Source organism: Eilatimonas milleporae (assembly GCF_003688555.1).
In the GTDB taxonomy this organism is placed as follows: Bacteria; Pseudomonadota; Alphaproteobacteria; order Sphingomonadales; family Kordiimonadaceae; genus Eilatimonas; species Eilatimonas milleporae.
In genome coordinates, this window is record NZ_REFR01000009.1 from 628,529 (window position 1) to 653,079 (window position 24,551).

At 63.8% G+C, this 24,551-nt stretch carries 22 protein-coding genes; 16 read left to right on the forward strand and 6 right to left on the reverse strand.

Annotation, left to right across the window (positions count from 1 at the left end; genetic code table 11):
• Nucleotides 1–57: 57 nt before the first annotated feature.
• Both BXY39_RS03575 and leuD read left to right on the forward strand, forming a co-directional pair.
• Nucleotides 58–1,479: a 3-isopropylmalate dehydratase large subunit gene (locus BXY39_RS03575; RefSeq protein WP_121937434.1), complete on the forward strand. Its 1,422-nt coding sequence runs from the start codon at nt 58–60 to the stop codon at nt 1,477–1,479.
• Nucleotides 1,479–2,117 (forward strand): 3-isopropylmalate dehydratase small subunit, encoded by a 639-nt coding sequence (leuD, locus tag BXY39_RS03580; RefSeq protein ID WP_121937435.1) that lies wholly within the window; start codon nt 1,479–1,481, stop codon nt 2,115–2,117. Before BXY39_RS03575 ends, leuD begins: the two co-directional genes overlap by 1 nt.
• Nucleotides 2,118–2,184: 67 nt before the next feature.
• Here the strand turns inward: leuD and BXY39_RS03585 are convergent, their stop codons facing one another.
• Nucleotides 2,185–3,123 carry a hydroxymethylglutaryl-CoA lyase gene (locus BXY39_RS03585; protein ID WP_121937436.1) on the reverse strand — a complete coding sequence of 313 codons (939 nt, stop codon included), beginning with the start codon at nt 3,121–3,123 and terminating at the stop codon, nt 2,185–2,187.
• An 83-nt stretch (nt 3,124–3,206) separates the two neighbouring features.
• On the opposite strand from BXY39_RS03585, the gene BXY39_RS03590 reads away from it, so the two are divergent.
• From BXY39_RS03590 to BXY39_RS03610, 5 genes are read left to right on the forward strand one after another with little or no spacing between them, the layout of a single operon-like run.
• Nucleotides 3,207–4,427: a CaiB/BaiF CoA transferase family protein gene (locus BXY39_RS03590; RefSeq protein ID WP_425458904.1), complete on the forward strand. Its 1,221-nt coding sequence runs from the start codon at nt 3,207–3,209 to the stop codon at nt 4,425–4,427.
• 45 nt (nt 4,428–4,472) lie between these two features.
• A complete protein-coding gene (locus BXY39_RS03595) occupies nt 4,473–5,591 on the forward strand; it encodes a TRAP transporter substrate-binding protein (RefSeq protein ID WP_170163594.1) in 1,119 nt (372 codons plus the stop codon).
• Nucleotides 5,592–5,594: 3 nt separating this feature from the next.
• A complete protein-coding gene (locus BXY39_RS03600) occupies nt 5,595–6,107 on the forward strand; it encodes a TRAP transporter small permease (protein ID WP_121937439.1) in 513 nt (170 codons plus the stop codon).
• A gap of 7 nt (nt 6,108–6,114) precedes the next feature.
• A complete protein-coding gene (locus tag BXY39_RS03605) occupies nt 6,115–7,374 on the forward strand; it encodes a TRAP transporter large permease (RefSeq protein WP_121937440.1) in 1,260 nt (419 codons plus the stop codon).
• A gap of 4 nt (nt 7,375–7,378) precedes the next feature.
• Nucleotides 7,379–9,004, forward strand: coding sequence for an FAD-binding oxidoreductase (locus tag BXY39_RS03610; RefSeq protein ID WP_121937441.1), 1,626 nt, complete (start codon nt 7,379–7,381; stop codon nt 9,002–9,004).
• A 108-nt stretch (nt 9,005–9,112) separates the two neighbouring features.
• Here the strand turns inward: BXY39_RS03610 and BXY39_RS03615 are convergent, their stop codons facing one another.
• Together BXY39_RS03615 and BXY39_RS03620 are read right to left on the reverse strand one after the other, a co-directional pair.
• Nucleotides 9,113–9,451 (reverse strand): YciI family protein, encoded by a 339-nt coding sequence (locus BXY39_RS03615; protein ID WP_147453456.1) that lies wholly within the window; start codon nt 9,449–9,451, stop codon nt 9,113–9,115.
• A gap of 88 nt (nt 9,452–9,539) precedes the next feature.
• Nucleotides 9,540–10,244, reverse strand: a complete 705-nt coding sequence (locus tag BXY39_RS03620; RefSeq protein WP_121937443.1) for a Crp/Fnr family transcriptional regulator — start codon at nt 10,242–10,244, stop codon at nt 9,540–9,542.
• Between the two features lie 446 nt (nt 10,245–10,690).
• Here BXY39_RS03620 and BXY39_RS03625 point away from each other — a divergent pair, with 446 nt between their 5' ends.
• Complete coding sequence (locus BXY39_RS03625; protein WP_211332064.1) at nt 10,691–13,006, forward strand: TonB-dependent receptor; 2,316 nt, start codon at nt 10,691–10,693, stop codon at nt 13,004–13,006.
• Nucleotides 13,007–13,152: 146 nt separating this feature from the next.
• On the opposite strand, the gene BXY39_RS03630 is transcribed toward BXY39_RS03625, so the two are convergent.
• Nucleotides 13,153–14,421, reverse strand: a complete 1,269-nt coding sequence (locus tag BXY39_RS03630) for a serine hydrolase domain-containing protein (RefSeq protein WP_121937444.1) — start codon at nt 14,419–14,421, stop codon at nt 13,153–13,155.
• Nucleotides 14,422–14,572: 151 nt separating this feature from the next.
• Between BXY39_RS03630 and BXY39_RS03635 the strand changes: the two genes are divergently transcribed.
• From BXY39_RS03635 to BXY39_RS03645, 3 genes are read left to right on the forward strand one after another with little or no spacing between them, the layout of a single operon-like run.
• Nucleotides 14,573–15,571 (forward strand): NADP-dependent oxidoreductase, encoded by a 999-nt coding sequence (locus tag BXY39_RS03635; protein WP_121937445.1) that lies wholly within the window; start codon nt 14,573–14,575, stop codon nt 15,569–15,571.
• Nucleotides 15,572–15,622: 51 nt separating this feature from the next.
• Entirely contained in the window at nt 15,623–16,822 is a 1,200-nt protein-coding gene (locus BXY39_RS03640; protein WP_121937446.1) for a class I SAM-dependent methyltransferase, read from the forward strand.
• Complete coding sequence (locus BXY39_RS03645; RefSeq protein WP_121937447.1) at nt 16,819–17,160, forward strand: hypothetical protein; 342 nt, start codon at nt 16,819–16,821, stop codon at nt 17,158–17,160. Before BXY39_RS03640 ends, BXY39_RS03645 begins: the two co-directional genes overlap by 4 nt.
• Before the next feature lie 6 nt (nt 17,161–17,166).
• Here BXY39_RS03645 and BXY39_RS03650 read toward each other — a convergent pair whose 3' ends face one another.
• Entirely contained in the window at nt 17,167–17,832 is a 666-nt protein-coding gene (locus BXY39_RS03650) for a hypothetical protein (RefSeq protein WP_121937448.1), read from the reverse strand.
• 136 nt (nt 17,833–17,968) lie between these two features.
• Between BXY39_RS03650 and BXY39_RS03655 the strand changes: the two genes are divergently transcribed.
• Genes BXY39_RS03655 through BXY39_RS03665 form a run of 3 tightly spaced genes read left to right on the forward strand, consistent with a single transcriptional unit; the run spans nt 17,969 to nt 21,272 of the window.
• Nucleotides 17,969–18,859, forward strand: coding sequence for an alpha/beta fold hydrolase (locus BXY39_RS03655; RefSeq protein ID WP_211332066.1), 891 nt, complete (start codon nt 17,969–17,971; stop codon nt 18,857–18,859).
• Nucleotides 18,856–20,379, forward strand: a complete 1,524-nt coding sequence (locus tag BXY39_RS03660; protein WP_170163596.1) for a flavin monoamine oxidase family protein — start codon at nt 18,856–18,858, stop codon at nt 20,377–20,379. The genes BXY39_RS03655 and BXY39_RS03660 overlap by 4 nt, the downstream gene beginning before the upstream one ends.
• Nucleotides 20,380–20,384: 5 nt before the next feature.
• Nucleotides 20,385–21,272: a hypothetical protein gene (locus BXY39_RS03665; RefSeq protein ID WP_121937451.1), complete on the forward strand. Its 888-nt coding sequence runs from the start codon at nt 20,385–20,387 to the stop codon at nt 21,270–21,272.
• Between the two features lie 77 nt (nt 21,273–21,349).
• Here the strand turns inward: BXY39_RS03665 and BXY39_RS03670 are convergent, their stop codons facing one another.
• On the reverse strand, nt 21,350–21,856 hold the full coding sequence (locus BXY39_RS03670; protein ID WP_121937452.1) for a hypothetical protein: 507 nt from the start codon (nt 21,854–21,856) through the stop codon (nt 21,350–21,352).
• Nucleotides 21,857–22,407: 551 nt separating this feature from the next.
• Here BXY39_RS03670 and BXY39_RS03675 point away from each other — a divergent pair.
• The gene (locus BXY39_RS03675; protein ID WP_121937453.1) at nt 22,408–23,931 is read left to right on the forward strand and encodes a sigma-54-dependent transcriptional regulator; all 1,524 of its coding nucleotides are present in this window, start codon (nt 22,408–22,410) and stop codon (nt 23,929–23,931) included.
• A 49-nt stretch (nt 23,932–23,980) separates the two neighbouring features.
• Nucleotides 23,981–24,532 carry a heme NO-binding domain-containing protein gene (locus BXY39_RS03680; RefSeq protein ID WP_121937454.1) on the forward strand — a complete coding sequence of 184 codons (552 nt, stop codon included), beginning with the start codon at nt 23,981–23,983 and terminating at the stop codon, nt 24,530–24,532.
• Nucleotides 24,533–24,551: the final 19 nt, after the last annotated feature.

The following is a 24,551-nucleotide window of genomic DNA, read 5'->3' on the forward strand; positions in this document are numbered from 1 at the left end:
ATAACAAAACGCAAGCAGGGAATCGCACCTGCCGTCAACAAGACGATTGATACACCCATGGGCACCACACTTTTCGACAAGATATGGACCGCGCACAAGGTTGCCGACCTGGGCGACGGCGACTGCCTGATCCACATCGACCGTATTTTCCTGCATGAGCGTACCGGCGCCGTCGCCCTGAAAGGGCTGGAACAGGCGGGCCGTACCGTCCGCGATCCCAAACGCGTTTTCTGCACCATGGATCACATCGTCGACACCTTCGCCGGGCGCAGCGACGACACACGCATGCCCGGCGGCGGGGACTTCATCCGCGCCACCCGCGAAGCGGCCAGGGCAAACGGCCTGACCCTGTTCGATATCAACGACCCCCGCCAGGGCATCGTCCATGTCATTTCCCCCGAACAGGGCATTGTCCTGCCGGGACTGACCCTTGTCTGTCCCGACAGCCACACCTGCACGCAAGGGGCTTTCGGCGCGATGGCCTGGGGCATCGGCTCGACCGAGGCGGAACATGCCATGGCCACCGGTACGCTGCGCCTGTCCAAACCGCGCACGCTCAGGGTCCGTTTCACCGGCGCCCTTCCGGCGGGCGTCAGCGCCAAGGACATGGCCCTCAGCCTGATCGGTCGGCATTCTGCCGCCGGCGCCAAGGGTATGGCGGTGGAATTTGACGGCACGGCCGTGCGCGCGCTGGACATGGCGGGGCGCATGACACTCTGCAACATGGCCGTGGAATTCGGCGCCTTCACCGGTCTGATCGCGCCGGATGAAAAAACCCTCGCCTTTCTGAAGGGACGCCCCTACGCCCCCACCGGCGCCCTGTGGGACAGGGCCGTGCGCGACTGGCAGGCCCTGCGCTCGGACGCGGATGCCCCTTTTGACGCCGAAATTGAAATCGACGCCGCGACGCTTGCCCCCATGGTGACATGGGGCACCAGTCCCGAGCAGGTCGCCCCCATGAATACCCCCATACCGGACCTGCACGGATTTGCCGACGAAACACGCCGCAAGGCGGCGGAAAAGGCGCTGAATTACATGGGCCTTGCCCCCGGTCAGTCGGTGCAGGGCCTGAAGGTCGACGCCGCCTTTATCGGCTCCTGCACCAACAGCCGCCTGTCCGACCTGGAACGCGCCGCCGGCATCCTCAAAGGGCGCCGCGTGGCGCCCGGTCTCCGCGCCATATGCGTCCCCGGCTCCACCGCCACCAAGCGCGCGGCGGAGGACAGGGGAATCGACCGGATTTTCCGCGAGGCCGGCTTTGAGTGGCGCGAATCCGGCTGCTCCATGTGTTTCTTCGCCGGCGGGGAAAGCTTCGGCTTCCGCGACCGGGTGATCTCCAGCACCAACAGAAATTTCGAAAACCGTCAGGGGCCGGAAACCCGCACCCATATCGCCAGCCCGGAAACCGTGGCGGCCTCCGCCATATTGGGTCATATCGGCGGTGTCGCGGACCTGCCCCGCATCAGGGAAACGGTGTGATGGAGCCGCTGAAACGCATCGCGGCCGTGGCGGCCCCGCTTTACCGCGCCAATATCGACACCGATGTCATCATCCCGTCGCGCGAAATGAAAACCGTGTCCAAAAGCGGCCTCGCGGACGGCATGTTCGCCGGCTGGCGCTATACCGAACCCGGCAGCCGCACACCGCGCGGCGACTTCATTCTCAACCGGCCGGCCTATGCCGGCGCGCGGATTCTGGTCGCCGGTCCCAATTTCGGCTGCGGCTCCAGCCGGGAACATGCCGTGTGGGCGCTGTCTGAATACGGCTTTCGGGTGATCATCGCCCCGTCTTTCGGGTCGATCTTCCACAACAACTGCATCCGCAACGGCATCCTACCGGTTGTGCTGGATGACGGCACCGTCCGCGATCTTGCCGACCGCCTGAAAACCGATACGGATGCCGATACCGACCCGGACGCGATAACCCTGACCGTTGATCTGGACCGGCAAAGGATCGAACAGACCGGCCGCGATGCCATTCCCTTCACCATCGCCCCCCAGCACCGGGAAATGCTGTTGAACGGCTGGGACGTCATCGATCTCAGCCTGTCGCGCGCGGACGATATCGACGCCTTTGAAGCCCGCGACAGGCAGGTCCGTCCCTGGGCTTATCTGTAACGCCCATGCCTGTAACTCAACTGCCTGTAATGGCCTTTTCTGAGATGACCTTTCGCGGTGGCGGGTGTCAGGCGACCTGGCGGATATATCCGCCCGGATATCCTTTCGGCAGCCCGGCATCGGGTGTGAAACCGAACATCTCTTCATCCGGCAGGGCATCGATGACAATGTCGCGCACCGCCAGCAGGGCGTCCAGATCGATGCCGGTCTCAAGACCCATGGCATCCAGCATGAACACCAGGTCCTCGGTGACGATATTGCCGCTGGCGCCGGGGGCAAAGGGACAACCGCCCAGCCCGCCGAGCGACGCGTCCAGCGTGGTGATACCCTCTTCCAGGGCGGCAAGCGCATTGGCAATGCCCAGCCCCCGCGTATTGTGCAGATGGATGCCGGTCATCTTGTCCTCGCCGACGGCGCGGCGCACATTCCGCACCAGCCGCTTGACCTGCGCCGGGTTGCCGTAGCCCGTGGTGTCCGACAGGCCCACCTCGTCGCAGCCCGCCTCCATCAGCGCCTCGGCCAGCGCCACCACCTTGTCCTCCGGGATCGGCCCTTCCAGCGTGCAGCCGAACGCCGTGGACAGACCGCCCTCGAATTTCGGCCGGCTTTCAGCCGGCAGGGTCCGCATCAGCGCGGCGATGGCGCGAACCTCATCCAGCATCTGGTCGTGGGTCCGGCGGACATTTTTCAGGCTGTGCGTTTCGCTGACGGAAAACGGAATGGACAGCTTGTGCACGCCCGCCTTCACCGCGTTTTCCGCCCCCTTCAGGTTCGGCACCAGAACCGCCACCGTCAAACCCTCGATGGTGCGGGCATGGGCGACCACCTCGGCCGTGTCCGCCAGCTGCGGCAGCAGTTTCGGCGGCACGAAGGAGCCCACCTCGATCTCCGGCACACCGGCGGCGGCCTCCGCCGTGATCCAGGCTTTTTTCGCCTCGATCGGCATGATGGATTTGACGCTTTGCAGGCCGTCGCGCGGCCCGACCTCACTGATTTCAATAAACATCGGCGCTGCTTTCAAAAGGGAAAGAGGAAATTGATCTCTCTCCTATAATGTAATAATGATATATCAATCAATGGTTCGAGGGAATGGGGAATTCGATGACAAATGACGCACCGCTGCCGCTTTCCGGCCTGAGGGTGATCGAATTCACACATATGGTCATGGGGCCCAGCGCCGGTGTCATACTGGGCGATCTGGGCGCCGATGTCATCAAGGTTGAGCCCGTCGAGGGCGATCACACCCGCCGCCTCGTCGGTTCCGGTGCCGGCTATTTCCCCATGTATAACCGCAACAAGCGCAGCATCGCCCTCAATCTCAAGGACCCGAAGGGCCTTTCCGTCGCCCGCAAGCTGATCGCCGGCGCCGACATCATGATCGAAAATTTCCGCCCCGGCGCCGTGGACCGGCTCGGCCTCGGCTATGACACCGTGCAGGCCGACAATCCGGGCCTGATCTACTGTTCGGCCAAGGGGTTTCTGGACGGACCCTATGCCCACCGCACCGCCCTGGACGAGGTGGCGCAGATGATGGGCGGCCTTGCCTATATGACCGGCCCCCCGGGACGCCCCTTGCGCGCCGGCTCCAGCGTCATCGACGTCATGGGCGGCATGTTCGGCGTGATCGGTATTCTTGCCGCACTGGAGGAACGCCACCGCACCGGCCGGGGCCAGTGCGTCACCAGTTCCCTGTTCGAAAGCACCGTTTTTCTGGTCGGCCAGCACATGGCCCAGTATGCCGTGACCGGCAAGGCGGCAAACCCGATGCCCGTCCGCATTTCCGCCTGGGCGATTTACGACGTTTTTGAAACTTCGGACGAAGACGCCGTCTTTGTCGGTGTGGTCAGCGATTCGCAGTGGGTCAAATTCTGCGATCTGTTCGGCCTTGCCGACTATGCCGGCGATGACAGTCTTGCCACCAATGCCGCGCGTGTCGCCCGCCGGGACGAGATCATCCCAAGGGTCCGCGCCTTGTTCAAATCCTTCACCAAAACCGCCCTGATGGAAAAGCTGGAGCATTCCGGCCTGCCTTTCGCACCCATCGCCAAACCGCAGGACATGTTCGACGACCCGCATCTCGGCGCTTCCGGCGGCCTCGTGGATGTGTCGCTGCCAAACGGCGGCGGGACCCAAGGCAAGACCAGCCTGCCCGCCCTGCCGCTGGCCATGGACGGTCGGCGCTGCACCGTCCGCCACGACCTGCGCGCCAGTGGCCAGGACAGCCGCGACATCCTGAAAAGCCTTGGCCTCAGCCAGGCGGAATGCGACGCTTTGATCGACGACGGCATTGTCGTTCAATACGATGAATAGGCTGTAATGGGCTTTGTCGCTCGTTACGTCACTGCTTTAGGACATATGATGTTTTTTTCCAGATCAGCCCCGGCTCTGTTGATTATGCTGTGGCTCTGCCGGGCGGGAACAGCCCTCGGCGCGGAGGCCGCCGGTACCGCTGTGGACGGCGCCGGCCCCACGCCCGACACTCCGGTCAAGGTGACCGTCGGCGCCTTCGCCGCCCCCGGCTCGCCGTGGGACAAACAGTGGAAACACTTCAAACAACAGGCCGAAGGCCGGTCCGGCGGTGCCCTAGCCGTCAAGTTGCTGACCAAGGGCGAGGCCGGCGGCGAAGCCACGACCATGACCTATATCCGCCGCAACCGTATGCAGTTCGGCGGCTTCACCCTGGCGGGCGTGGCCTCCGTCGTGCCGGAACTGGACATTCTGCTGACCCCCTTCTTCTTTGCCGACCGGCAGGAACTGGACTTTGTCATGGACGAATATCTCCTCGACACGTTCCAGGACCTGTTCGCCGAAAAAAATCTGGTTCTCGCCTACTGGGTCGAGGTCGGCTGGCTGCACATGTACGGCAAGTCCCCGGTCCTGCAGCCGGCGGACATGACCGGGCGGCGCATGCGCGTGCAGGCCTCCCGCGCGGCGCAGGTTCTGGCCGGGTCCCTCGGCGCGGAAATGCTGCAAATGGAATTCGCCGACCTCATCCCGTCCCTGCAAACCGGGCTTGTCTTCGGCGGCGAAACCAACGCCGTTCTCTATTCGCTGACGGGTCTGGCGAACGAGGCCCCGCACATGACACTGACGCGTCACACCTATGACACCGGCGTCATCGTCGGCAACAAGACATGGCTGGACGGCCTGCCGTCCGACTTGCGCGACATTCTGCTCACCGCCTTCCCACCGTCCGACCAGGCCCGGGCCCAGGTCCGCGCCATGGCAAAGGCGTTGCTGGCGAAACTGGCGGGCCAGGGCATCACCCTTCATGAACTGAGCGACGAGGAACGGGCCGTCTGGCAGCGTGTCACCAGCAACAATTACCGCACCCTGATCGACCAGATCGGCGGACGGGCCCAGGATATCTACGACAGGATGGTCGAGGGCCGCGCCCACTGGCGGCACATGCAGGCAGCGGCGGCAACCGGGGCGATACCCGCCACCGCCCGGACCGGTACGGAGGGACGTTAGATCATGCATGACCTTGCCGGCACATTCCTGCGCCTGCTCACCCGGACCGAACGGCTGATCGCCGTGGCGCTGTTCGCCTTCATGGCCATTGTCATGATGGCCGATGTGGCGATGCGCGAAATCACCGGTGTAGGCATTGACGGTGCGCCGCGCGTGGCCGTCTATTGCTTCATCGTGGTGGCGATGATCAGCTTCGGCCTCGCCTCCGACACCGCGGCGCATCTGCGGCCGCGCTTTGCCGACACGCTGTTCCCGGCCCATTGGGACCCCATGCTGAAACGGGTGCAGGAAATCATCATGACGGTCTTCTGCCTGATCTTCGCCGTGGTGGCGACCGGGGTGGTCCGGGAAACCTACGCCCTGCAAGAAATGGCGCGGACCCTGCGCGTGCCCGTGTGGCCCATGCAGACGGTCATCCCGCTGGCCTTCTATCTCGCCGCCATCCGCCACGGGCTGTATGCCTGTTTTCTGGACCTGAAACCGCTGCCGGCCTCGCAGCTCATCGGCGAGGAATAGCGGCTTTATGACCTGGCTTGTTTTTATCGCCGTTATCGTCGCGCTGATCCTGCTGCGCCAGCGCCTTGTCGTCATCCTCGGCGTGGCCGCGGCCATGCTGTATCTGCTGTGGGGCGACGGACGGCTGGACTATGTGGTGCTGGACATCTGGGCGGCCGCCGACAAGGAAGTGCTGCTGTCCATTCCGCTGTTCATCCTGGCCGGCAACATCATGGCCAAGGGCTCGATCGCCTCGCGCCTGATCGATGTGGTGCGCATCGGCACCTCCCGTATTCCCGGCGGCCTCGGCATCGCCACGGTGCTGAGCTGCGCGGTCTTTTCCGCCATTTCGGGCTCCTCCACCGTCACGCTGATCGCTGTCGGCGCCATCATGTATCCCGCCCTGCTCAACGCCGGCTACAGCCGGTCCTTCGCTCTGGGCCTGATCTGCGCCGGCGGGACGCTCGGCATCATCATTCCGCCGTCCATTCCGCTGATCCTGTACGGCGTCATCACGGAAACCTCCATCGCCGATCTGTTCATCGCCGGCGTCGGACCGGCGCTGCTGCTGGTACTGATCCTCAGCGTCTACACATTGGGCGTCAACTGGAAGGCCGAAACCAGCCCGGTGGACTGGCCCGCCCTGTGGGATGCGGGCCGGAAAAGCATTTTCGCCGCCTTCATGCCGGTCCTGATTCTGGGCGGGATTTACTCCGGCTATTTCACACCGACGGAATCCGCCGCAGTAGCGGTTTTTTACGCCGCCCTGGTCGAGGTTTTCATCCACCGGGAAATGCGCCTGCGCGACCTTGAGGCCGTGACATATGAGACCGCGAAAACCCTCGGCTCGCTGGTACCGGTCCTGATGCTGGCCCTGTCCATCAACACCTTCATGGCGTTTGAACAGGTCCCGCAGAACATGGTCGAGGCCATGAGCGCCCTGGTTACCAGCAAAACCGGCTTTCTGTTGCTCAGCCTCGGTATCCTGCTGCTGTTCGGCTGTTTCATGGACATCAGTTCCGCCATTCTGATCCTTGGTCCCCTGCTGACGCCGATCGCCGAATCCTACGGTATCGACCCGGTCCATTTCGGCATCATCATGATCGTCAATCTGGAAATCGGCTATCTGACACCGCCGCTCGGGCTCAATCTCATCATCGCCATGGGCGCCTTCCGCGAACCGTTCTGGACCATCGCCAAGGCCGCCCTGCCTTTCATTCTGCTTCTGCTTCTGGGGCTGGTCATCACCACCTTCTGGCCCGATTTGTCCCTGTTTCTATTGAGGTAACGCCATGTCCGCCGACACTGCCCCCGCGACCCCGTCACCCCTCACCGTCCCGCAGGCCGGGCTGGTAGAGGATCTGCGCGCCCTCCTCGGGGAGGACCGCGTTTTCTGCGACGACGACGCCCGCCGGTTTTACACGCAGGATGTCTTCACCAACGGGCCGGCGGCGCTGGCCGTCATCCGCCCGGCGGACACACAGCAACTGTCCGGCGCGCTGAAGCGGATCACCGCCGCCGGCATGGCCGCGGTGCCGCGCGGCGGCGGGATGAGCTATACGTCCGGCTATATCCCGCCGACCGGCGACAGCGTCGTCGTCGACATGTCCGGCATGGACCGCATTGTCGACATTGACGAAACCAACATGACCGTCACGGTGGAAGCCGGCTGCACCTGGAAAGCCCTGCACGAGACCCTGTCTCCGAAAGGGCTGCGCCCTCCCTTCTGGGGAACGCTCAGCGGTATCAAGGCAACCGTCGGCGGCGGCCTGTCACAGAACAGCGTCTTCTGGGGCTGCGGGCAGGCGGGCACGGCTGCTGAAAGCGTGCTGGCGCTGGAAGTGGTCCTGGCGGACGGCACGGTGGTCAAAACCGGGTCGTGGGCGCACGCCTCGGGCAATACCGAAACGCAGCCTTTCTTCCGCCAGTACGGACCGGACCTGACCGGCCTGTTTACCAGCGACGCCGGGGCGCTGGCCTTCAAGACACGGATCGTCCTGCGGCTGGTCCGGGTGGCCCGGGCCAAGGCTTATGCCTCCTTCTCTTTTGAGGACTGGCCGGCCCTGTTCCGCGCCATGCACGATATCGGGCGCGACGGACTGGCCAGCGAATGTTTTGCCTTCGACCCCTTTCTGCAGGGCCAGCGCATGAAACGCGAAAGCCTCGCCAAGGATGTCAAGGCGCTTGCCGGTGTGGTCAAGGGTCAGGGCACCCTGCTCAAGGGCCTGAAGGAGGGCCTGAAGGTGGCGGTCGCCGGCCGGCGCTATATGGACGATGTCCCCTATTCCCTGCATGTGATCTGCGAAGGTCGCTCCGAAGCGGCGGCGGACGCGGACTGCGCTGCGGTCAAGGCCATCTGCACCCGCGAGGGCGGAGCCGAGATTGAAAATTCAATCCCGAAAATTCTGGCCGCCAACCCGTTCGGACCGGTCAACAGCATGGTCGGCCCCGAAGGCGAACGCTGGGTCCCGATCCACGGCCTGTTTTCCCACGGGCGCGCGGATGAAGCCATGGAGCGCCTGAAAGCGCTTGAAACCACCCACGCCGACCTGATCGAACGGCACGATATCGGCATCGGCTATCTGTGTCTGACGGTGTCGACGACCATTTTCCTGATCGAACCTGTTTTCTTCTGGCCCGACGCCCTGAACGACCTGCACCGCGCCAGCCTGGAGCCGGACGCCCTTGCCCGCATCAATGAATTCGACGCCAATCCGGACGCCCGCGCCGCCGTCGAACAGCTGCGCACGGCCATGCTGGACATTTTTCAGGATTGCGGCGCCGCGCATCTGCAAATCGGCAGAACGTACCGCTACGGCAAGACCATGTCCCCGACAACGCGAACCCTGCTGGAGGCGATCAAGACCGCGGTGGATCCGGACGGACGTGTCAATCCCGGCGCCCTCGGCCTACACTAGACGTCAGCTATCATAAGGATAATGGGCCTTCGTCATCACGGCGAAGGCCATGGTTGGGCGGGTTGCCCAGCATCTTGCATGGCCGGGGCCACCCCGGCCTGCCCGATCTTACCAGGCCTTGCCGCCCACCAGGTCGCCGCCGGCCCCCCGGAACAGGTGCAGGTCGACCTTTTCCCAGATATCGGCGTGGTAATAGGGGTCTGCTTCCAGAAGGGCGCGGGCCTCCGCCTTGTCGGCGGTTTTATACACCAGAATGGAGCCGATCGGCGGTTCGCCGTCCTTGCCGAAAATCGGCCCGGCAACGGCAACCTTGTCCAGAATACTTTCGAAATAGTCCAGATGGCCCTGCATATGGTCCAGACGGGCCTGCTGCGCCGCCTCGCCCTGTTTGTCCACGCATACCGCCGCTACAAGCAGGACACGGTTATCCATCCTGATATCGCTCACATCGCCCCCCTAACCGGCTCTGAACTGGCACCAACTCAAATGTTATATTCACATAACATTTAAAAATCGCAAAGCCAAGACCGGCGGCTCACGGGTCGGCATTGCGCCAGGCATGTGCGGACAGGTCCGTCAGATCGACCAGCGTATCCATATCGCGTATCCGCATGACATTGAGCGAAACACTGTCAATCAGGCCGTCGCGCTTCATCGCGCTCAGCGTGCGGATTGCCGTCTCGATCCTCAAACCCAGAAAATCGGCGATATCGGCCCGTGTCATGGCCAGGGTGATTTCGGGACTGTCCCCTGTGCATTTCTGCCGGTCGGCCATATGCAGAAAGAAAAAAGCCATGCGCTGGCGCGCCGTCATGCGGCCCAGAACACAGACCTGATCCAGCATGAACCCCAGGATACCGTGCGTCACCCGTTTCAGCGCCGTATCTATGGCGGGATGGCGGCGCGCCAGATCATTCAGGTCGCTCAGGCGGACCTGCGACAAACGGCAGGGCTCAATGGCGACGGCGCTGACCATATGTTTGCCCGCCATGTCGATCCCCATGAAATCGCCGGGATAGACAAAGGCCAGCACCTGCCGCCGGCCATCGCTGGCCAGACGTTCCAGCATCAGCAGGCCGTCTTCCATGATATAGGCATGACGGCAGGGGTCGCCCTCATGATACAGGGTTTGCGGCGGCACCACGCGCACCGGCTTCGCCAGCGCTCTCAGCGACGCGGTCTCCGTCTCGGTCAGCAGACTGGTCAGCGGCTGCGACCGATACGCCTCCTTCCCCTTCATGTCCACAATCCTATCATTGATCCGGCAACCGATATCGCCCACCAAATATATTAATATTGTTAGAAAATAAGATTAAATTACTGACCCTGAATAGAATAAAATAAAACCCACAACGCAATACAAAAATCCAAAACTGACTAGTCAGTCAAAATATTTTTCCGGGCGTTGCAAACCGTCAATTTTTGCAAGGCGCAATATTAAACAGGGCAAGTGTCTTTATACAACCAACGTTCACATACACTTGATGTATTCTTGCAACATTCTGCCATTTTGTCGCCACTTCACATACCGGAGGATACGAATAAAAGCATTGCAGCAAGTTGTGATAATGATATGTGTTTATGATTTGGGGACAAGAGGTCCACGCATCGCCACACAAACTCAGGCTGACAAAGTCAGGCGTGCGGGACATCGCCATTCACAGGGAAGACCACAGGGGAAAAGTAATGAACATGCAAAGACGCTTACTAACTTCGGCGCTTGCACTGGCAACCGCAGGGGCCGTTTCAGCCGGCGCCAGCGCCCAGGACGGGCAGTCATCGCAGGAATCGAACGTCGATTTCTCGCTGGAAGAGGTTGTCGTGACCGCGCAACGGCGGATTGAAACGGTACAGGACGTGCCGATTGCCGTCTCCGCCTTCTCGGCGAACGATCTCAGCAACAGACAGGTGTTTGACACCAAGGACCTGCTGCAATTCGTGCCCAATGTCTTTGTCGACAACAACACCGGGCTCGGTACCGCCAACACCTTTTTCATCCGCGGCCTCGGCAACACGGAATCCGTTGCCACCTTCGATCCGCCCGTCGGCACCTATGTGGATGATGTTTTCATCGCCCGGCAGAACGCCAATAACTTCGCACTTTTCGATGTGGAACGGGTTGAAGTGCTGCGCGGCCCGCAAGGGACCCTGTTCGGCCGCAACACCACCGGCGGCGCGGTCAATGTGGTGCTGGCCAAACCGCGCGAGGAATTCGGCGGCTTTGCCGAAATCGGCTATGGCCGGTTTGACCGGGTCATGGCGCGCGCCAGCGTGGATGTGCCGATCAATGACCGGATTCTCACCAAGTTTTCCGGGTATTACATGACCGATGACGGTTTTGTCACCAACACCACCACCGGCGAACGCCTGAACGATCAGGAAGCCTTCGGTCTGCGCGCGGCCGCCCAGATCAAGCTGAACGAGACGGCGACCTGGGACATTTCGGTTGATTATTCCGAGGATGACTTCGCCAATATCCTCAACACGGAAGACCCCGAGACCGGGCGTCGGGTCAGCAGTTCCGGCTTTTCCAAAAACGAGCCGAGCCCGCTGTCCGGTCTGCTGACGGGCTTCAAGGGCACGCTGCCCCACGGAAACAGGATCGAAGCCGCCAATGTCACCTCGCGCTTCACCCTCGATCTGGAAGACAGCACGCTGGAAATCATCACCGGCTACCGGGATCTGAACCAGGATTTCGCGATTGACTTCTTCAACGGACCGGCGGAATTCGGCGGTTTCACCATCGCCAATCAGGGCAAGCACAACCAGTTCACCCAGGAAATCAAGCTGGACGGCTCGTTGGCGGACGGCAAGCTCGACTATGTCGCCGGCTTCTTCTATTTCAAGGATGACAACTTCACCGACTTCGGGGACGTGTTCGCCCTCAATCTGCCGACGGGGACAATTCCCCTGGTCCTGGCCGACCGTATCATTGAAAACGATACCGAAGCCCTCGCCCTGTATGCGCAGGTCGACTACAACATCACCGAAGAATTCACCTTCACCGCCGGCATCCGCTATACGGACGAAACCAAGGATTTCAGCATCGATGACAACCGCCCCGGCGGCAATCTGAACGACGTGTCGCTGGAGCAGGAGGGCATTCCCCTCGAACAGGTGGCCAAGAAATGGACGCCCCGCTTCGCCCTGCAATACACGCCGAACGACGACATGATGTTTTTCGCATCCGCCACACGGGGCTTCAAATCCGGCGGCTGGAACGCCCGTGGAACCACACCGGACGAATTGCTGCCCTTCGGCCCCGAAACCGTGTGGTCCTATGAAGGCGGCCTGCGCTCGGAGTGGTTCGACAACCGGCTGCGCTTCAACGCCACCGCCTTCTATACCGATGTCACCGATTTCCAGACACCGGCGGCTTTCCCCCGGGATAACGGGGCGCTTGCCTTCCTGACGCGGAACTTCGCCGATCTGGAAGTCAAGGGGATCGAGCTTGAGTTGACCGCCGTTCCGACGGACGGACTGACCATCTTCACCACCCTCGGCCTGCAGGATGCGGAACAGACGCCGGATGCCGACGCACCGCCGTTTGACGAGTTTGGCGTCCGCTCGGTTCTACAGCAGCAGGCCGACTGTCTGGCGGGCGATCAAAGCGCCTGCGGACAGGGGATCGTCCTGGCCGACGGCAGCATCGCCGACCCGACACGCGCGCCCGATGTCACCCTGGCCGCCGGTTTCACGTATGAGCATCCCATCGGCCCGGACGGCGGCCGGCTGATCACCAATGCCAGCGGCATCTATGTAACGGAACACTGTATTACGACGGACTGTGACGAGGTCAATCTGCCCTTCACCTTCGCCGATGACCGCATTCTGGTAAACGCCGGCGTCGGCTATCAGGCACCGGACGACCGCTGGGGCATTTTCCTCGAATGTAACAACTGCTTCGAGGCGGAATACAACACGGCGGTTCTGGGCTTCCCCTACCTGAACGAGCCGATGCGCTGGATGCTGCGCCTGACCACCCGTTTCGGCGGGGTTTAAGGCCCGAAAACACAGCCTGAAAACACAGCCTGAAACAGGCAAGGCGGAACAAACACGGGAGGCGGGCTTTCAAGCCCGCCTCTTTTCGTATCAGCGCGGTTAATGTTTCGCCCGCCACCCGGACAGCCCCCCGCAGGGAGCGCTGATCAGGACGGCTCCCGCGCCGCGCGGATCAGCAGGTTGGGGATGACGGATTCGTCCCAGTTGTCCGGCCACGCCCGGCCGGCGCGCAGGATCACCAGATCCAGCGACGGCACGATCCACACCCGCTGAAAGCCGAAGCCCACCATCACGATCATATCCTCGGCCGCATAGGGCTCGCTGGCCCAGGACAGGCTGGGCGGGCCGTCCGGGCGCACCGGCGACACCGCCCTGTCCCCCAGCCAGATCTGATAGCCGTAGCCTTTATTGGTCTCCGCCGGGGCGGTCATGGCGTCCACCCAGTCCGCGGGCACGATCTGGCGGCCGTCATAGCGGCCCCGGTCACGGATCAGCATGCCGATTTTCAGGAAGTCCATGGGCCGGGAGAAGATGCAGCAGGACATCATCACCGCGCCGCCGGGCCGGTCCATATACATGCCCGCCCCCTTAAGGCCGAGCGGCTTCCACAGCGTCTCGGACAGGTAGGCGGTATAGCGCGTGCCGGTGGCCAGCGTCAGCAGATGCCCCAGAAGGTTGGTTTCGTCATTGTTGTACTCCCAGCGACTGCCGGGCGGGTCGGCCTGATCCAGAGTGAAGATGGGTGCGATGAAATCCGTGCCGAAAAACTGCACCACGCCCGGATTGTCGCGCGTCACCTCATAGCTGGTGGTCAGTTGCGACAGCCCGCCCGACATCTGCAACAGATTGCCGATGGTGATCCGTCCGCGCGGATCCGCCGCCAGCGCGGGCACATACCGCCCGACCGGATCGTCGACACCGCCGATATGGCCGTCGCGAATCGCCGCCCCGACCAGCAGCCCCAGCACCGTCTTGGACATGGACTGGGGATTGAACCGGCTGTCCCGGCCCGCCCCCTGCCAGTAGCGCTCGAACTCGACGGCGTCGCCGCGCATCACGATCAGGGCCATGCTGTCCCTGTCCGCCGCATAAGCCGCGGCGGCCTCCAGCGGCCCGGCCGGCAGGGTACGGGCGTCAGGCGCCAGCACCGGCGGGTCGCCGCGAAAGTCCCCCGCCACCGGATCGACCGGGTCGAACCAGTCCAGCGGCGCGGTCACCGGACCGTATCCCCCGGCCAGGAAGGAGTTGAGACGCGCATCGAGCACGCTGTCCTCTCCGGTGCCAGTGTTTTCGGTGTCAGGGTTTTCGGTGTCAGGGTTTTCGGTACCGGTATCTTGGGCGCCGATGTCTTCGGCAAGTGCGGTGGTCCCGAACAGGCCGCCCATCATCAACAGTGCCGCGCAACAGGATTTCATGTCGGTTTCCCCTCTGGATATGACACGGCCTGACCCCGGCCGGCCGATGCGGTTTCAAAACCGGTTTTGCATATTCGAACAAAAAGACATAAAGGTATAACAAGAAAGCATAGACAGGCCGTAACCCGACACCCGGATTCTGGAGGTGACCATGCCGGAAAACCAAGCCGTCATTCTGAAGAAGCGCTGCGCGGGCGTGCCAGCCGTCACCGACTTCGACCTGCGCACCGTCCCCACGCCGGACCCGGCGGACGGCGAGATTCTGGTTGAAAACATCTATCTGTCCCTGGACCCCTATCTACGCGGGCGCATCGCCGGGCGGCACATATCGGGGGCCATCGCCGTCGGTGACACCATGCCGGGCGAGACGGTCGCCCGCGTTATCGGCTCGAACAGCGATGCCTGCCCCGTCGGCAGTCTGGTCACCGGGCATGGCGGCTGGCAGCGCTATGCCGCGCTGGCGGCGGACGCCGTCAAACCGGTGAACAGCCACGGTCTTGCCGAAAGCCTGACCCTGGGCGTTCTCGGCATGCCGGGCCTGACCGCCTATGCCGGCATGACCCGGCTGGCGGAGATGAAAAAGGGCGACACGGTTCTGGTCTCGGCCGCCTCGGGGCCCGTGGGCTCGACCGTCGGCCAGGTCGCGCGCCTGAACGGCTGCCGCGTCATCGGCATCGCCGGCGGCGCCGACAAATGCGCCTGGGTCACGGACAAGGCCGGCTTTGACGCCTGCATCGACTACAAGGCGGAAGCCGTGCGGGACCGGCTGGCGGCCCTGGCGCCGGACGGCATCGACATTTATTTCGACAATGTGGGCGGCGACATCCTTCAGGCCGCGATGGAGCATATGGCCGTCGGCGCCCGCGTCGTCCTGTGCGGCCTCATGGCCCAGTACAATGCCGAGGACACGCCGCCCGGCCCCAATCCGGGGCTGATCATCAAGGCCCGTGCGACAGTCCGCGGTCTTGTGGTATATGATCACTGGGATCTGGCCGAAGACGCTGCGGCGGCCATTGCCGGCTGGATCCGCCAGGGACAGTTTGCCTGCCTGGAGGATGTGACGGACGGTCTGGAAAACGCAGCCGACGCCTTCGTCCGTCTGATGAGCGGCGGGAATTTCGGCAAGGCGCTGGTGAAAATCGGCGCGTAAACCGGCACGCGCACCTGCGGCGGCCGGACAACGGGATGGGGAGAAAGCACAATGACACGCCATGTTCATCATGATCTGAAAATCGCGCCGACACGCGGCGAACGCGCCCGTCAGGATTTCGTCTCAAGTCTGAGACTGCATATCCTGAACGATATGGCGGCGCACATGAAACAGCGCTACGAGACCAGGATCGAGCCGCGCGCCGTGGAAAAATCCGGCGCCGCCCCGGCGAGCAGCCAGGCCGTGCATGCCGCCATCCGCGACGATCTCTATTTCAAATTCTACTCAGGGCTCAGGGTCAACGCCCAGGAAATGGTCTGGGATTCCGTACGCAGCGGGGTTGAGCGTGAGCGCGCCCACCTGCACCGGTCGGCCGCCGGGCTCACAGATAGCGGCGATACAGCAAAAGGCAGCCTGACCCTGGACCCGGATCTCACCGTGCCGGAGTATGTGGATGCGCTGGACGTTCACCTGATGCCCGGCAATTATCACGGCGAGGCCGGTCTGGGCGACATGTCCGCCGGCGCCATTTACGACAACGGCCTGTCGGTGTTCTCCATGGGGCTGATGGGGTCCAATCTGGACGATATCGGCCGCTCGGTCGCCGGCTTCATCGCCGCCCGCTATCCCGACTTCAAACCCCGGCGCATCCTCGATATGGGCTGCACCATCGGCCACAACACGCTGCCCTGGGCCAGCACCTATCCGGATGCGGAGGTCACCGGCATCGATGTGGCGGCGCCGGTGCTGCGCTATGCCCATGCCCGCGCCGTCTCGCAAGGGGTGCCGGCCCACTTCGTCCAGGCCGACGCCGGCAGCCTGCCCTTCCCCGACGGCCAGTTCGATGTGGTGTTTTCCTCCATGTTCCTGCACGAACTGCCGAAGAAAACCATCGCCAGATCCATGGCCGAGGCCCACCGCGTTCTCGCACCGGGCGGCCTGATGGTGCACATGGAACTGCCCCCCAATGACGAGATGAGCGCCTATGACGGCTTCTATCTGGACTGGGACTGCTGGTACAATCAGGAACCCTTCTACAAGGGTTTCCGCGACCTGACGCCGCGCGACATCTGCACATCGGCCGGTTTCGCCGCCGACAAGTGCGTCCAGTTCGTCATCCCGTCGCGCGAGGGCTATGGGGAAGAGGTGTTCCAGGCCGCCGCCGCCGGCGGACCGGGCACCGTGGGCGAGGACACCACCGGCCGGCTGGCCGACGGTGTGCAGTGGTTCGCTTTCGGAGCCTGGAAATGAGCGGCGCCCATACAGACGAAGCAAACGGCCCGGCCGAGGCCGGCGGGACGGACGCCACGGTCGCCGCCCTGCAACGCCATGCCAAGGGCAAGCGCCCGCAGCTGTTCGCCGACCCGGCGGTGGATCACCTGCTGGCCATGGTGCTGGAACTGGCCAGCGAGCTTTGGGTCGCGCGGGAACGCGGCGCCGCGCTTGAGGGCGCGCTGGTGCGGGCCGGCGCGCTGGCCGCCGATGCGACCGATACCTTCGAGCTGGATGCCGGGACCCAGCAGGCCCTCGACAGCGAAAGACAGGTCTTCATCCAGCGCCTGCTCAGAACCCTGGAAGGGGATGTGTGAGGCCCTTTAAAAGGGCTTCACATTGCCGAGAAAGGCCGTCACCACCAGCAGGCCGTATATGCTCAACACCCAGCGCCGGGTGCGGTTCATGATCACCAGCACATCGCTTTCCGTCCGGTCGCTCGATCCCTCTTCGATCAGACGGCCGAGCGCGGGCCCCAAGGGCTTGAAGGTCACGTCGATCATGATGGCGACGGCGAAAATCACCCCGAACAGAAACGCCTTGCCGCCCAGCCAGCCGGCCCCCAGCCAGTCGCCGGTGGCCAGCGACACGCCGCCGAACCCCAGATAAAACACCGTCAGTCCGATTTTCAGCCAGAATTCATAAACCCGCAGGCGGGCGGCCAGCGGCGTCTGGTCGTGCAGATGGGCGGTCCACACCAGCCACAGCCACAAGGCCCCGACGCCCCAGGCCAGCGCCAGCCCCCACAGGGGCAGCGCCAGATAGCCCCCCATGGCCACCATGCTCAGCGACACCGGCACCATCAGCGCCCAGGCGGTGCGCGGCGCCATGTCGTTGATGACCAGCAGTTTCAACAGCGTCAGGCGCGTGTCCATCGGATACGCCGGGCGGCGGAAATGCTGGCCCAGAATGAAAACGCCGATATCGCCGCCCAGCCAGACGACAAACAGCAGGACATGGATAAACACCAGAACAGTGTACAGGTCCATGGAACGCCCCCTCCCCTTTGACGGGCCGCCAGCCCTGCATGAGACCGGTCGGCACCCGTTAAATGTCATAGATGTATATCAATTATATGATATACAGGTAAGTCAAGTTGCATCTTTAAACGCGGATGCGTCGGTCATGACGGACAAGGGGGTGGGCATGCGGACCAGCAGGCGAACCATATTGGCGGGACTGGCGGCAGCGGCGGCCGTACCGGGCGGTGCCACTGCGCGCAGCGGACCGGAACCCGGCCCCACATCCGCATCCACATCCGGCGAGCGGCCACTGACCTTCGTGCTGGTTCACGGCACATGGCACGGCGGCTGGGTCTGGCGCGATGTCCGCGCCCTGCTGCGGCAAAGGGGCCACCGGGTGTTCACCCCCACCTGCACCGGCTGCGGCGAGCGCGCGCACCTGATGCGTCCCGACACCGGCCTTGACACCCATATCGACGACATCGCCGCCGTCATCACGTATGAGGAACTGGACGACGTCATTCTGGTCGGGCACTCCTTTTCCGGCATCACCATCACCGGCGTTGCCGACCGGCTGCGCGACCGCATCCGGCGGATCGTCTTTTTCGACGCCCTGGTGCCCCGGCCGGGACGCATGGCCGGTGTCATGCCGGACCCCGACACCGGCGCCTATCCCGACTGGTGGGTCAAGCGCACCGCGAATTTCGTCGACGGCTATCAGATGGATTTCTGGACCGAATACCCGCTGGAAATGCTGCTGCCGGGAACACCGGCCATGCAGCCCCATGCGGACCGCCTGAAACGGCTGATCACCCGCCACCCGGCCCGCCAATGGACCGATGTCCTGCATGTGGAAAACGGCGGCTGGCAGGGCCTGTCGCCCGCCTATATCCACTGTGTCGGGCAGACCTACCGGATGAGTTCGGACCGCATGGTCGGCCCGGCGCGCGGACCGGGATGGACCTACATCCCCCTCGACGCCCCGCGCAACGCAATGATGACGCACCCAGGGGACGTCAGCGACATTCTGGTACAATTGGGGGAGACGGCATGAAATCGCCAAACCGACCATCGAACCGCAAACCGGCCCTGAAACCAACGCTGAAACCAGCGCTGCAACCGGCACCGCATGCGACGCGGCGCGCGGTCCTGAAGGGGCTTGGCCTGCTCGGTGCCGCCGGCCTGCTGCCGGCCCCGGGGCTGATCGCCCGTGCCGCCGGCGAAACCGATGTGATCATTGTCGGCGCCGGTCTGTCGGGCCTGAACGCCGCCCTGCTGCTGGAGGATATGGGCCTGCGCGTCACCGTGCTGGAGGCGCGCGGCCGTGTCGGTGGGCGCATCCTGTCACGGCCCGACCTGCCCGGCGCGCCGGAACTGGGCGGGCAAAGCATCGGCGTCGGCTATGCCCGCATCCTCTCGGCCATGGACGACTATGGCCTGATGCCGCGCGCCGCCGTGCGCGCCCCGCGCGTCGACCCCGTCATCCATCTGCGCGGCAGGACGATCCAGGGCCGCGACATTTGGACGGCGGCCGACGAAAACCCCTTTGCCGGCGACGGGCGCGGCCTGTACCCGTGGGAGCATCTGCGCCGTACGCTCACCCCCCTGAACCCTTTAAGCGATATTGAAAGCTGGATGGACCCGGCCAACGCCGCCCATGATATCAGCCTCGGCGACACGCTGGCCGCGCACGGCCTGTCGCCGCGCCAGATCGCCGTCAGCGCCGGCATCAACCCCACCTATGGCAACGGTCCCTATCAGATATCGGCCCTGCTGCATTTCCAGAACATGACATGGCTGAAACACCAGCTGTCCTTCATGCAGCCGGACAAGCCGCCCACGCTTCAGGTCGACGGCGGCAACAGCCGCATCCCGGCGGCCATGGCCGCCGCCCTCAAGGGCGACATCCGCCTGAACAGCGAGGTGGCCGGCATCGACCGCGACCCCGGCGGCGTCACCCTGGCCCTGCGCGACGGCACCCGCCTGACCGCGCGCGCCGCCCTGTTGACCGTGCCGCTGCCGGCGCTGGCCGCCATGGCCTTCAACCAGCCGCTGGCCGGCGCCCAGGCGGCGGCCTGTCAGGCCGTGCCCTATTCGCCGGTGGTGCAGACCTTTTTCCGGATACCGGACGGCCTAGTGGACGATCCGCGCCTTGCCGCCTTTGCCTGGACCGATACCCTGGCCGGGCGCCTGATGACGGAACGCGGCGCGGACGGCCGCCCGCGCCTGCTGAAATCCTGGGCCGTCGGACAGGCCGCGCGCTATCTGGACCGTCAGCCCCGCGACGCCGTCGCCGGTCATGCCCGCGCCGCCATTGCCGCCATATATCCCGACATCGCCGCCGCGCTGGAGCCGCTGCATGTCTGGTCCTGGCAACGCGACCCCTTTGCCGGCGGCACCTATGCCGCCTGGGGCGCCGGCCAGATGGCCCGCTACGCACCGTCCGTCGCCGCGCCCGCCGGCCGGCTGTTCTTCGCCGGCGAACACACGGCCCGCCTGGACCGGGGTATGGAAGGCGCCATGGAATCCGGCGAACGTGCCGCGCTTGAAATCGCCGACATGCTGGAAGGATAACGGACATGCCTTTGCTCAAAACCTGCATCATGGCCACCGCCCTTGCCGCTACTCTTGCCGCACACGCCGCGACACTCCGGCCCGGCCCGGATGGGACGGTCCAACCCCAAACAGCCCAATCCCAAACGGTGCAGTCCCAAACGATGCAGTCCCAACCGGATGCATCCGACTATCCCGCCCTGCTGCCGGCGGACCGGGATCTCGCCGCCCGCGACATCGTCGCCCGCGCCCACAGGGCCGCCGGCGGCGACACCTGGGTCCGTCCCGCCAGTCTGAAAATGACCGGCACGGCGGTCATGTACCGGGACGGCAGGCCCGTCCCTTATGACCGCTACATCATGCTCCGGGTCTATCCCGCCGCCAAGACCGACGCCCACCGGGCCGACGGCAGGGTACGGATCGAAGGCTGGCGCGACGGCCGGCCGGCCCTGCTGATCGCCTTTGACGGCGGGACCACCTACGGCCTGGACGGGCCGCTGCCGGCCGGCGACGCCGACCGGCGCTGGTCCGCCAATTTCGGCTTCGGCGCCATCCGCAACGCCCTGGACGACGGCTGGACGCAAACCCGCATGCCCGACGATCTGATCGACGGACGCCCCGCCTTCATGGTCGAACTGACGGATCCGTCAGGCGGCAGGACCCTGTTCGGCATCGCCCGCGATGACTATGCCATTCTGTATGTGGGCTTCGACACGCCGCGCGGCTGGCATGAACGGCGCTATTCCCATTTCTTCAGGAAAGACGGCGTCGACTGGGTGCAGCCGGGCCGGGTCCGCCTGTTTTACGACGGCGTCAAACAGAATGAGGTGCTGTGGACCGATTTCGAAGTGAACGCCGCGCTGGACGACAGCCTGTTCACCATCACCGCCCCGCCCGAAAAACCGGTTTTCTAGGGCGCTGTCAGGCGCAGCGTAAGCAATTCACGGCCCGGAAAGCGTTTTTGGGCGGTCCCTGGACCCGCGAAAAGGGTCTAGCCGGGGCCGGGCGTCCCGCCATCCGGCAGCACATCGAACACGCTGAGAATATGGCTCGGTTTTTCACCCTCGGTCCAGATCGGCATGGAAACCACTTCGGTCTGGATATGCCCCTGGTTTGATTCATTCATCCGATTGTGCAAAATCCGCAATGTCGGAACCGCCAGCATATCCCGGTACAGTGCCACCCATTTCGACAGGGGCTGTTTATCGGCGAGGATCCTGCCGGACAGTTCCTGACCCGTGATCAGGGCGCTGCCCGTCCCCCAGACCGTGACCTTGAAGGCGTCTTCATCCACCAGATGCTGGACCAGCCAGACATGACTGATGAATTTCGACATCGGCCGGATCTGGAGGGCGCTTTTCGGCAGGCGGCCGTTGGGCAGGACATGCTGCCGGTAAAAATCGACCGCCGCCTCCGTCTTTTCGCAGGACGCGGCCCCGACAAAGGTAAATTCCCCCGGCTGTTCGCTGTAGTGATAACCGTCAAATAAACGAGACATGGGTCCGCCAACACTTTTACATGTCCGGTCCCGGCTTATCACCACGCAGCGCTGCGCGCCGCGCGGGACCGGTTTCCGGATACCCCGCCCCCTTTCGTCGTGGCCCCATTATGCACCATACGCACTTCAGTGCATCTTTTGGCGTGCCTGACCGGGGCCGGCGATTTGAATTTGCAATGCCCGACCCCAAGGCGCCCGCACCCGGGCGCATCCCCCAAACACCCGGCCCTGTCAAACCATCGCACCGTAAGTCGAAACCATACACGCCATGGATATAGCGGGCCCCGGCAAGGACGTGACCAGGACAAGGTGCGAACGCTACCGCGCCGTGCACGGAACCGCCGCGCGACAAACCTCGCACCATCGGCTTGCGATCCGGGAACACTGTGTGCAATCTGCAAAAAGTCGCAAATTGCACTTTTCCCTTGTTGCAGAACGCAATAAATCTGGCAGACTTATCGTCACAGTGTCTATTTTTCCATCACGGATGGACCGTTTCGGGAATGGCACACCCCTTGCTCTTCCAGATTGCAAAGATTTGGAGAAAATCGATGAGCTTACCGACCCCCGGCGACATTCTGATCATCGAAGACACCGTGTCCCTCGCCCTGCTTTATAAATCCCAACTGGAAAAGCAGACCCACCGCGCGGACATGTGCGAAACCGGCCGGGCCGCGCTGAAAGCCACCGAAAGCAAAACCTATGACCTGATTCTCTTGGATCTGGGGCTGCCCGACATGGACGGTTTCGACATTCTGCGCACCCTGCGGGACCGCGACTATGGCGCCATGGTCATCGTCACCACGGCGGACGGCGCCCTCAGCCGCGTGATCGAGGCCATGCAGCTCGGCGCGGCGGATTATCTGGTCAAACCCTTTTCCGAAGCCCGGCTGCTGACAACCGTCAACAACACGCTGGAACGGCAATCGCTCGCCAAAACCGTCAGCAATATCGAACGCGCCCTGCCCAAACGCGGCTTTCACGGCTTCATCGGCCAGTCCCTGCCCATGCAGGCCCTCTACGCCACCATCGGCAATGTCGCCGCCTCCAAGGCCACGGTTCTGATCACGGGCGAATCCGGCACCGGCAAGGAACTGACGGCCGAGGCCATTCACCGCGCCGGTCGCGGCGAAAACACCCCCTTCGTGGCGCTGAACTGCGGCGCCATCCCGCGCGAACTGTTCGAATCGGAAATGTTCGGCCACAGAAAGGGCAGCTTCACCGGCGCCATCTCCGACTATGACGGCGTCGCCAAACGCGCCCACGGCGGCACCCTGTTCCTGGACGAGGTGTGCGAGATGGAACCGGACCTGCAAACCAAATTGCTGCGCTTTCTCCAGACCGAAACCATCCAGCCCGTCGGCGCCGCCGCCACCGAAAAAGTGGACGTGCGCGTCGTCTGCGCCACCAACCGCAACCCGATGGAGGAAGTGCGCGCCGGCCGCTTCCGCGAGGACCTGTTCTACCGCCTCAACGTCGTGCCCATCGACCTGCCGCCCTTGCGCGCCCGTGGGGATGACGTGCAGGAACTGGCCGACTATTTTCTCGACCGCTACGGCCGCGAGGAAGGCAAGGATTTCACCGGCTTCTCGGACGACGCCCGCTGGCAGCTGAAACGCCGCCCCTGGCCCGGCAATGTCCGCGAACTGCAAAACACCGTCCGCCAGATCGCCGTCCTCGCCGCCGGCGGTACGATCGAGGCCCGTATGCTGCCCGCCCCCATGCACACGCAGGCCCCGCCCGCCGCACAGGCACTTTACGCCCCGCAAGGCCCGGCCACGGACAGGACCCAAACAGGGGCGCAAACAGGGACACAGGCAGACGCTCCCTACACAGACACCGCTGCCGGCACCGGCGCACCGCTCGACGGCGGCTGGTCCGGTGAACTTGAGGCGGTCGTCATGGGCGGCACTCTGGCCGAGGCCGAACGCATGCTGATCGAAACCCGGATCAGGTCCTGCGGCGACAGCATCCCCAGGGCCGCCCGCACACTCGGCGTCAGCCCATCCACCCTCTACCGCAAACGGGAAGCCTGGGAGGACAGACCCGAAGACGAGCAGGCATCGACGTCCTGACGGAAACAAACACCGCCACACCCCAACCGAAATCCCCGAGGAGGGAACAATGCGCGGAATCATCTTCACGGAATTCACAACCTTTGCCGAGGAAGCCTTCGGCATGGTCGCGGTCCAGGACGCGCTGGACCGCTGCGATCTCGCCTCCGGCGGGGGTTATACCGCGGTCGGCAACTACCCCTACGCCGAGCTTGAGGCCATATTGACCGCCCTTCTGGCCGCCCACCCCGACGTCGACGCGGAAAAAGCCCTGTATGATTTCGGCTTTTGGCTCGCCGGCCGTTTCAAGACGCTCTACGCGTCCTTTTTCGCCCCCCACGACAACGCCATGAGCTTCCTGGACAGCATCGACGGCCACATCCATACCGAGGTTCGCAAACTGCACCCCGATGCCGTGCCGCCGCAGGTGCTGCTGGCGCGTGAAACCGACGACCGCTACCATCTGACCTATCAGTCGCACCGCCCGCTCGCGGCGGTGGCTATTGGGCTGACCGCCGGCAGTCTGGCCGCTTTCGGCGGCGACTGGACAATCACGGCCAGCGAAACCACGGAAGGCGGCAGGGCCATGACCCTGATCATGACCCGCGACAAAGCTACGTGATGCCCCCTGCGGCGAAGGC

Bases quoted from the DNA above. Each gene is read 5' to 3' on its own strand.
- BXY39_RS03575 (WP_121937434.1), top strand. From the start codon at position 58: ATGGGCACCACACTTTTCGACAAGATATGGACCGCGCACAAGGTTGCC.
- BXY39_RS03645 (WP_121937447.1), top strand. From the start codon at position 16,819: ATGAGCGGCGCCCATACAGACGAAGCAAACGGCCCGGCCGAGGCCGGC.
- BXY39_RS03605 (WP_121937440.1), top strand. From the start codon at position 6,115: ATGACCTGGCTTGTTTTTATCGCCGTTATCGTCGCGCTGATCCTGCTG.
- BXY39_RS03660 (WP_170163596.1), top strand. From the start codon at position 18,856: ATGAAATCGCCAAACCGACCATCGAACCGCAAACCGGCCCTGAAACCA.
- BXY39_RS03585 (WP_121937436.1), bottom strand. From the start codon at position 3,123: ATGTTTATTGAAATCAGTGAGGTCGGGCCGCGCGACGGCCTGCAAAGC.
- BXY39_RS03630 (WP_121937444.1), bottom strand. From the start codon at position 14,421: ATGAAATCCTGTTGCGCGGCACTGTTGATGATGGGCGGCCTGTTCGGG.
- BXY39_RS03655 (WP_211332066.1), top strand. From the start codon at position 17,969: ATGACGGACAAGGGGGTGGGCATGCGGACCAGCAGGCGAACCATATTG.
- BXY39_RS03675 (WP_121937453.1), top strand. From the start codon at position 22,408: ATGAGCTTACCGACCCCCGGCGACATTCTGATCATCGAAGACACCGTG.
- BXY39_RS03680 (WP_121937454.1), top strand. From the start codon at position 23,981: ATGCGCGGAATCATCTTCACGGAATTCACAACCTTTGCCGAGGAAGCC.
- BXY39_RS03670 (WP_121937452.1), bottom strand. From the start codon at position 21,856: ATGTCTCGTTTATTTGACGGTTATCACTACAGCGAACAGCCGGGGGAA.
- BXY39_RS03635 (WP_121937445.1), top strand. From the start codon at position 14,573: ATGCCGGAAAACCAAGCCGTCATTCTGAAGAAGCGCTGCGCGGGCGTG.
- BXY39_RS03625 (WP_211332064.1), top strand. From the start codon at position 10,691: ATGAACATGCAAAGACGCTTACTAACTTCGGCGCTTGCACTGGCAACC.
- BXY39_RS03665 (WP_121937451.1), top strand. From the start codon at position 20,385: ATGCCTTTGCTCAAAACCTGCATCATGGCCACCGCCCTTGCCGCTACT.
- leuD (WP_121937435.1), top strand. From the start codon at position 1,479: ATGGAGCCGCTGAAACGCATCGCGGCCGTGGCGGCCCCGCTTTACCGC.
- BXY39_RS03640 (WP_121937446.1), top strand. From the start codon at position 15,623: ATGACACGCCATGTTCATCATGATCTGAAAATCGCGCCGACACGCGGC.
- BXY39_RS03650 (WP_121937448.1), bottom strand. From the start codon at position 17,832: ATGGACCTGTACACTGTTCTGGTGTTTATCCATGTCCTGCTGTTTGTC.
- BXY39_RS03595 (WP_170163594.1), top strand. From the start codon at position 4,473: ATGATGTTTTTTTCCAGATCAGCCCCGGCTCTGTTGATTATGCTGTGG.
- BXY39_RS03620 (WP_121937443.1), bottom strand. From the start codon at position 10,244: ATGAAGGGGAAGGAGGCGTATCGGTCGCAGCCGCTGACCAGTCTGCTG.
- BXY39_RS03590 (WP_425458904.1), top strand. From the start codon at position 3,207: ATGGGGAATTCGATGACAAATGACGCACCGCTGCCGCTTTCCGGCCTG.
- BXY39_RS03600 (WP_121937439.1), top strand. From the start codon at position 5,595: ATGCATGACCTTGCCGGCACATTCCTGCGCCTGCTCACCCGGACCGAA.
- BXY39_RS03610 (WP_121937441.1), top strand. From the start codon at position 7,379: ATGTCCGCCGACACTGCCCCCGCGACCCCGTCACCCCTCACCGTCCCG.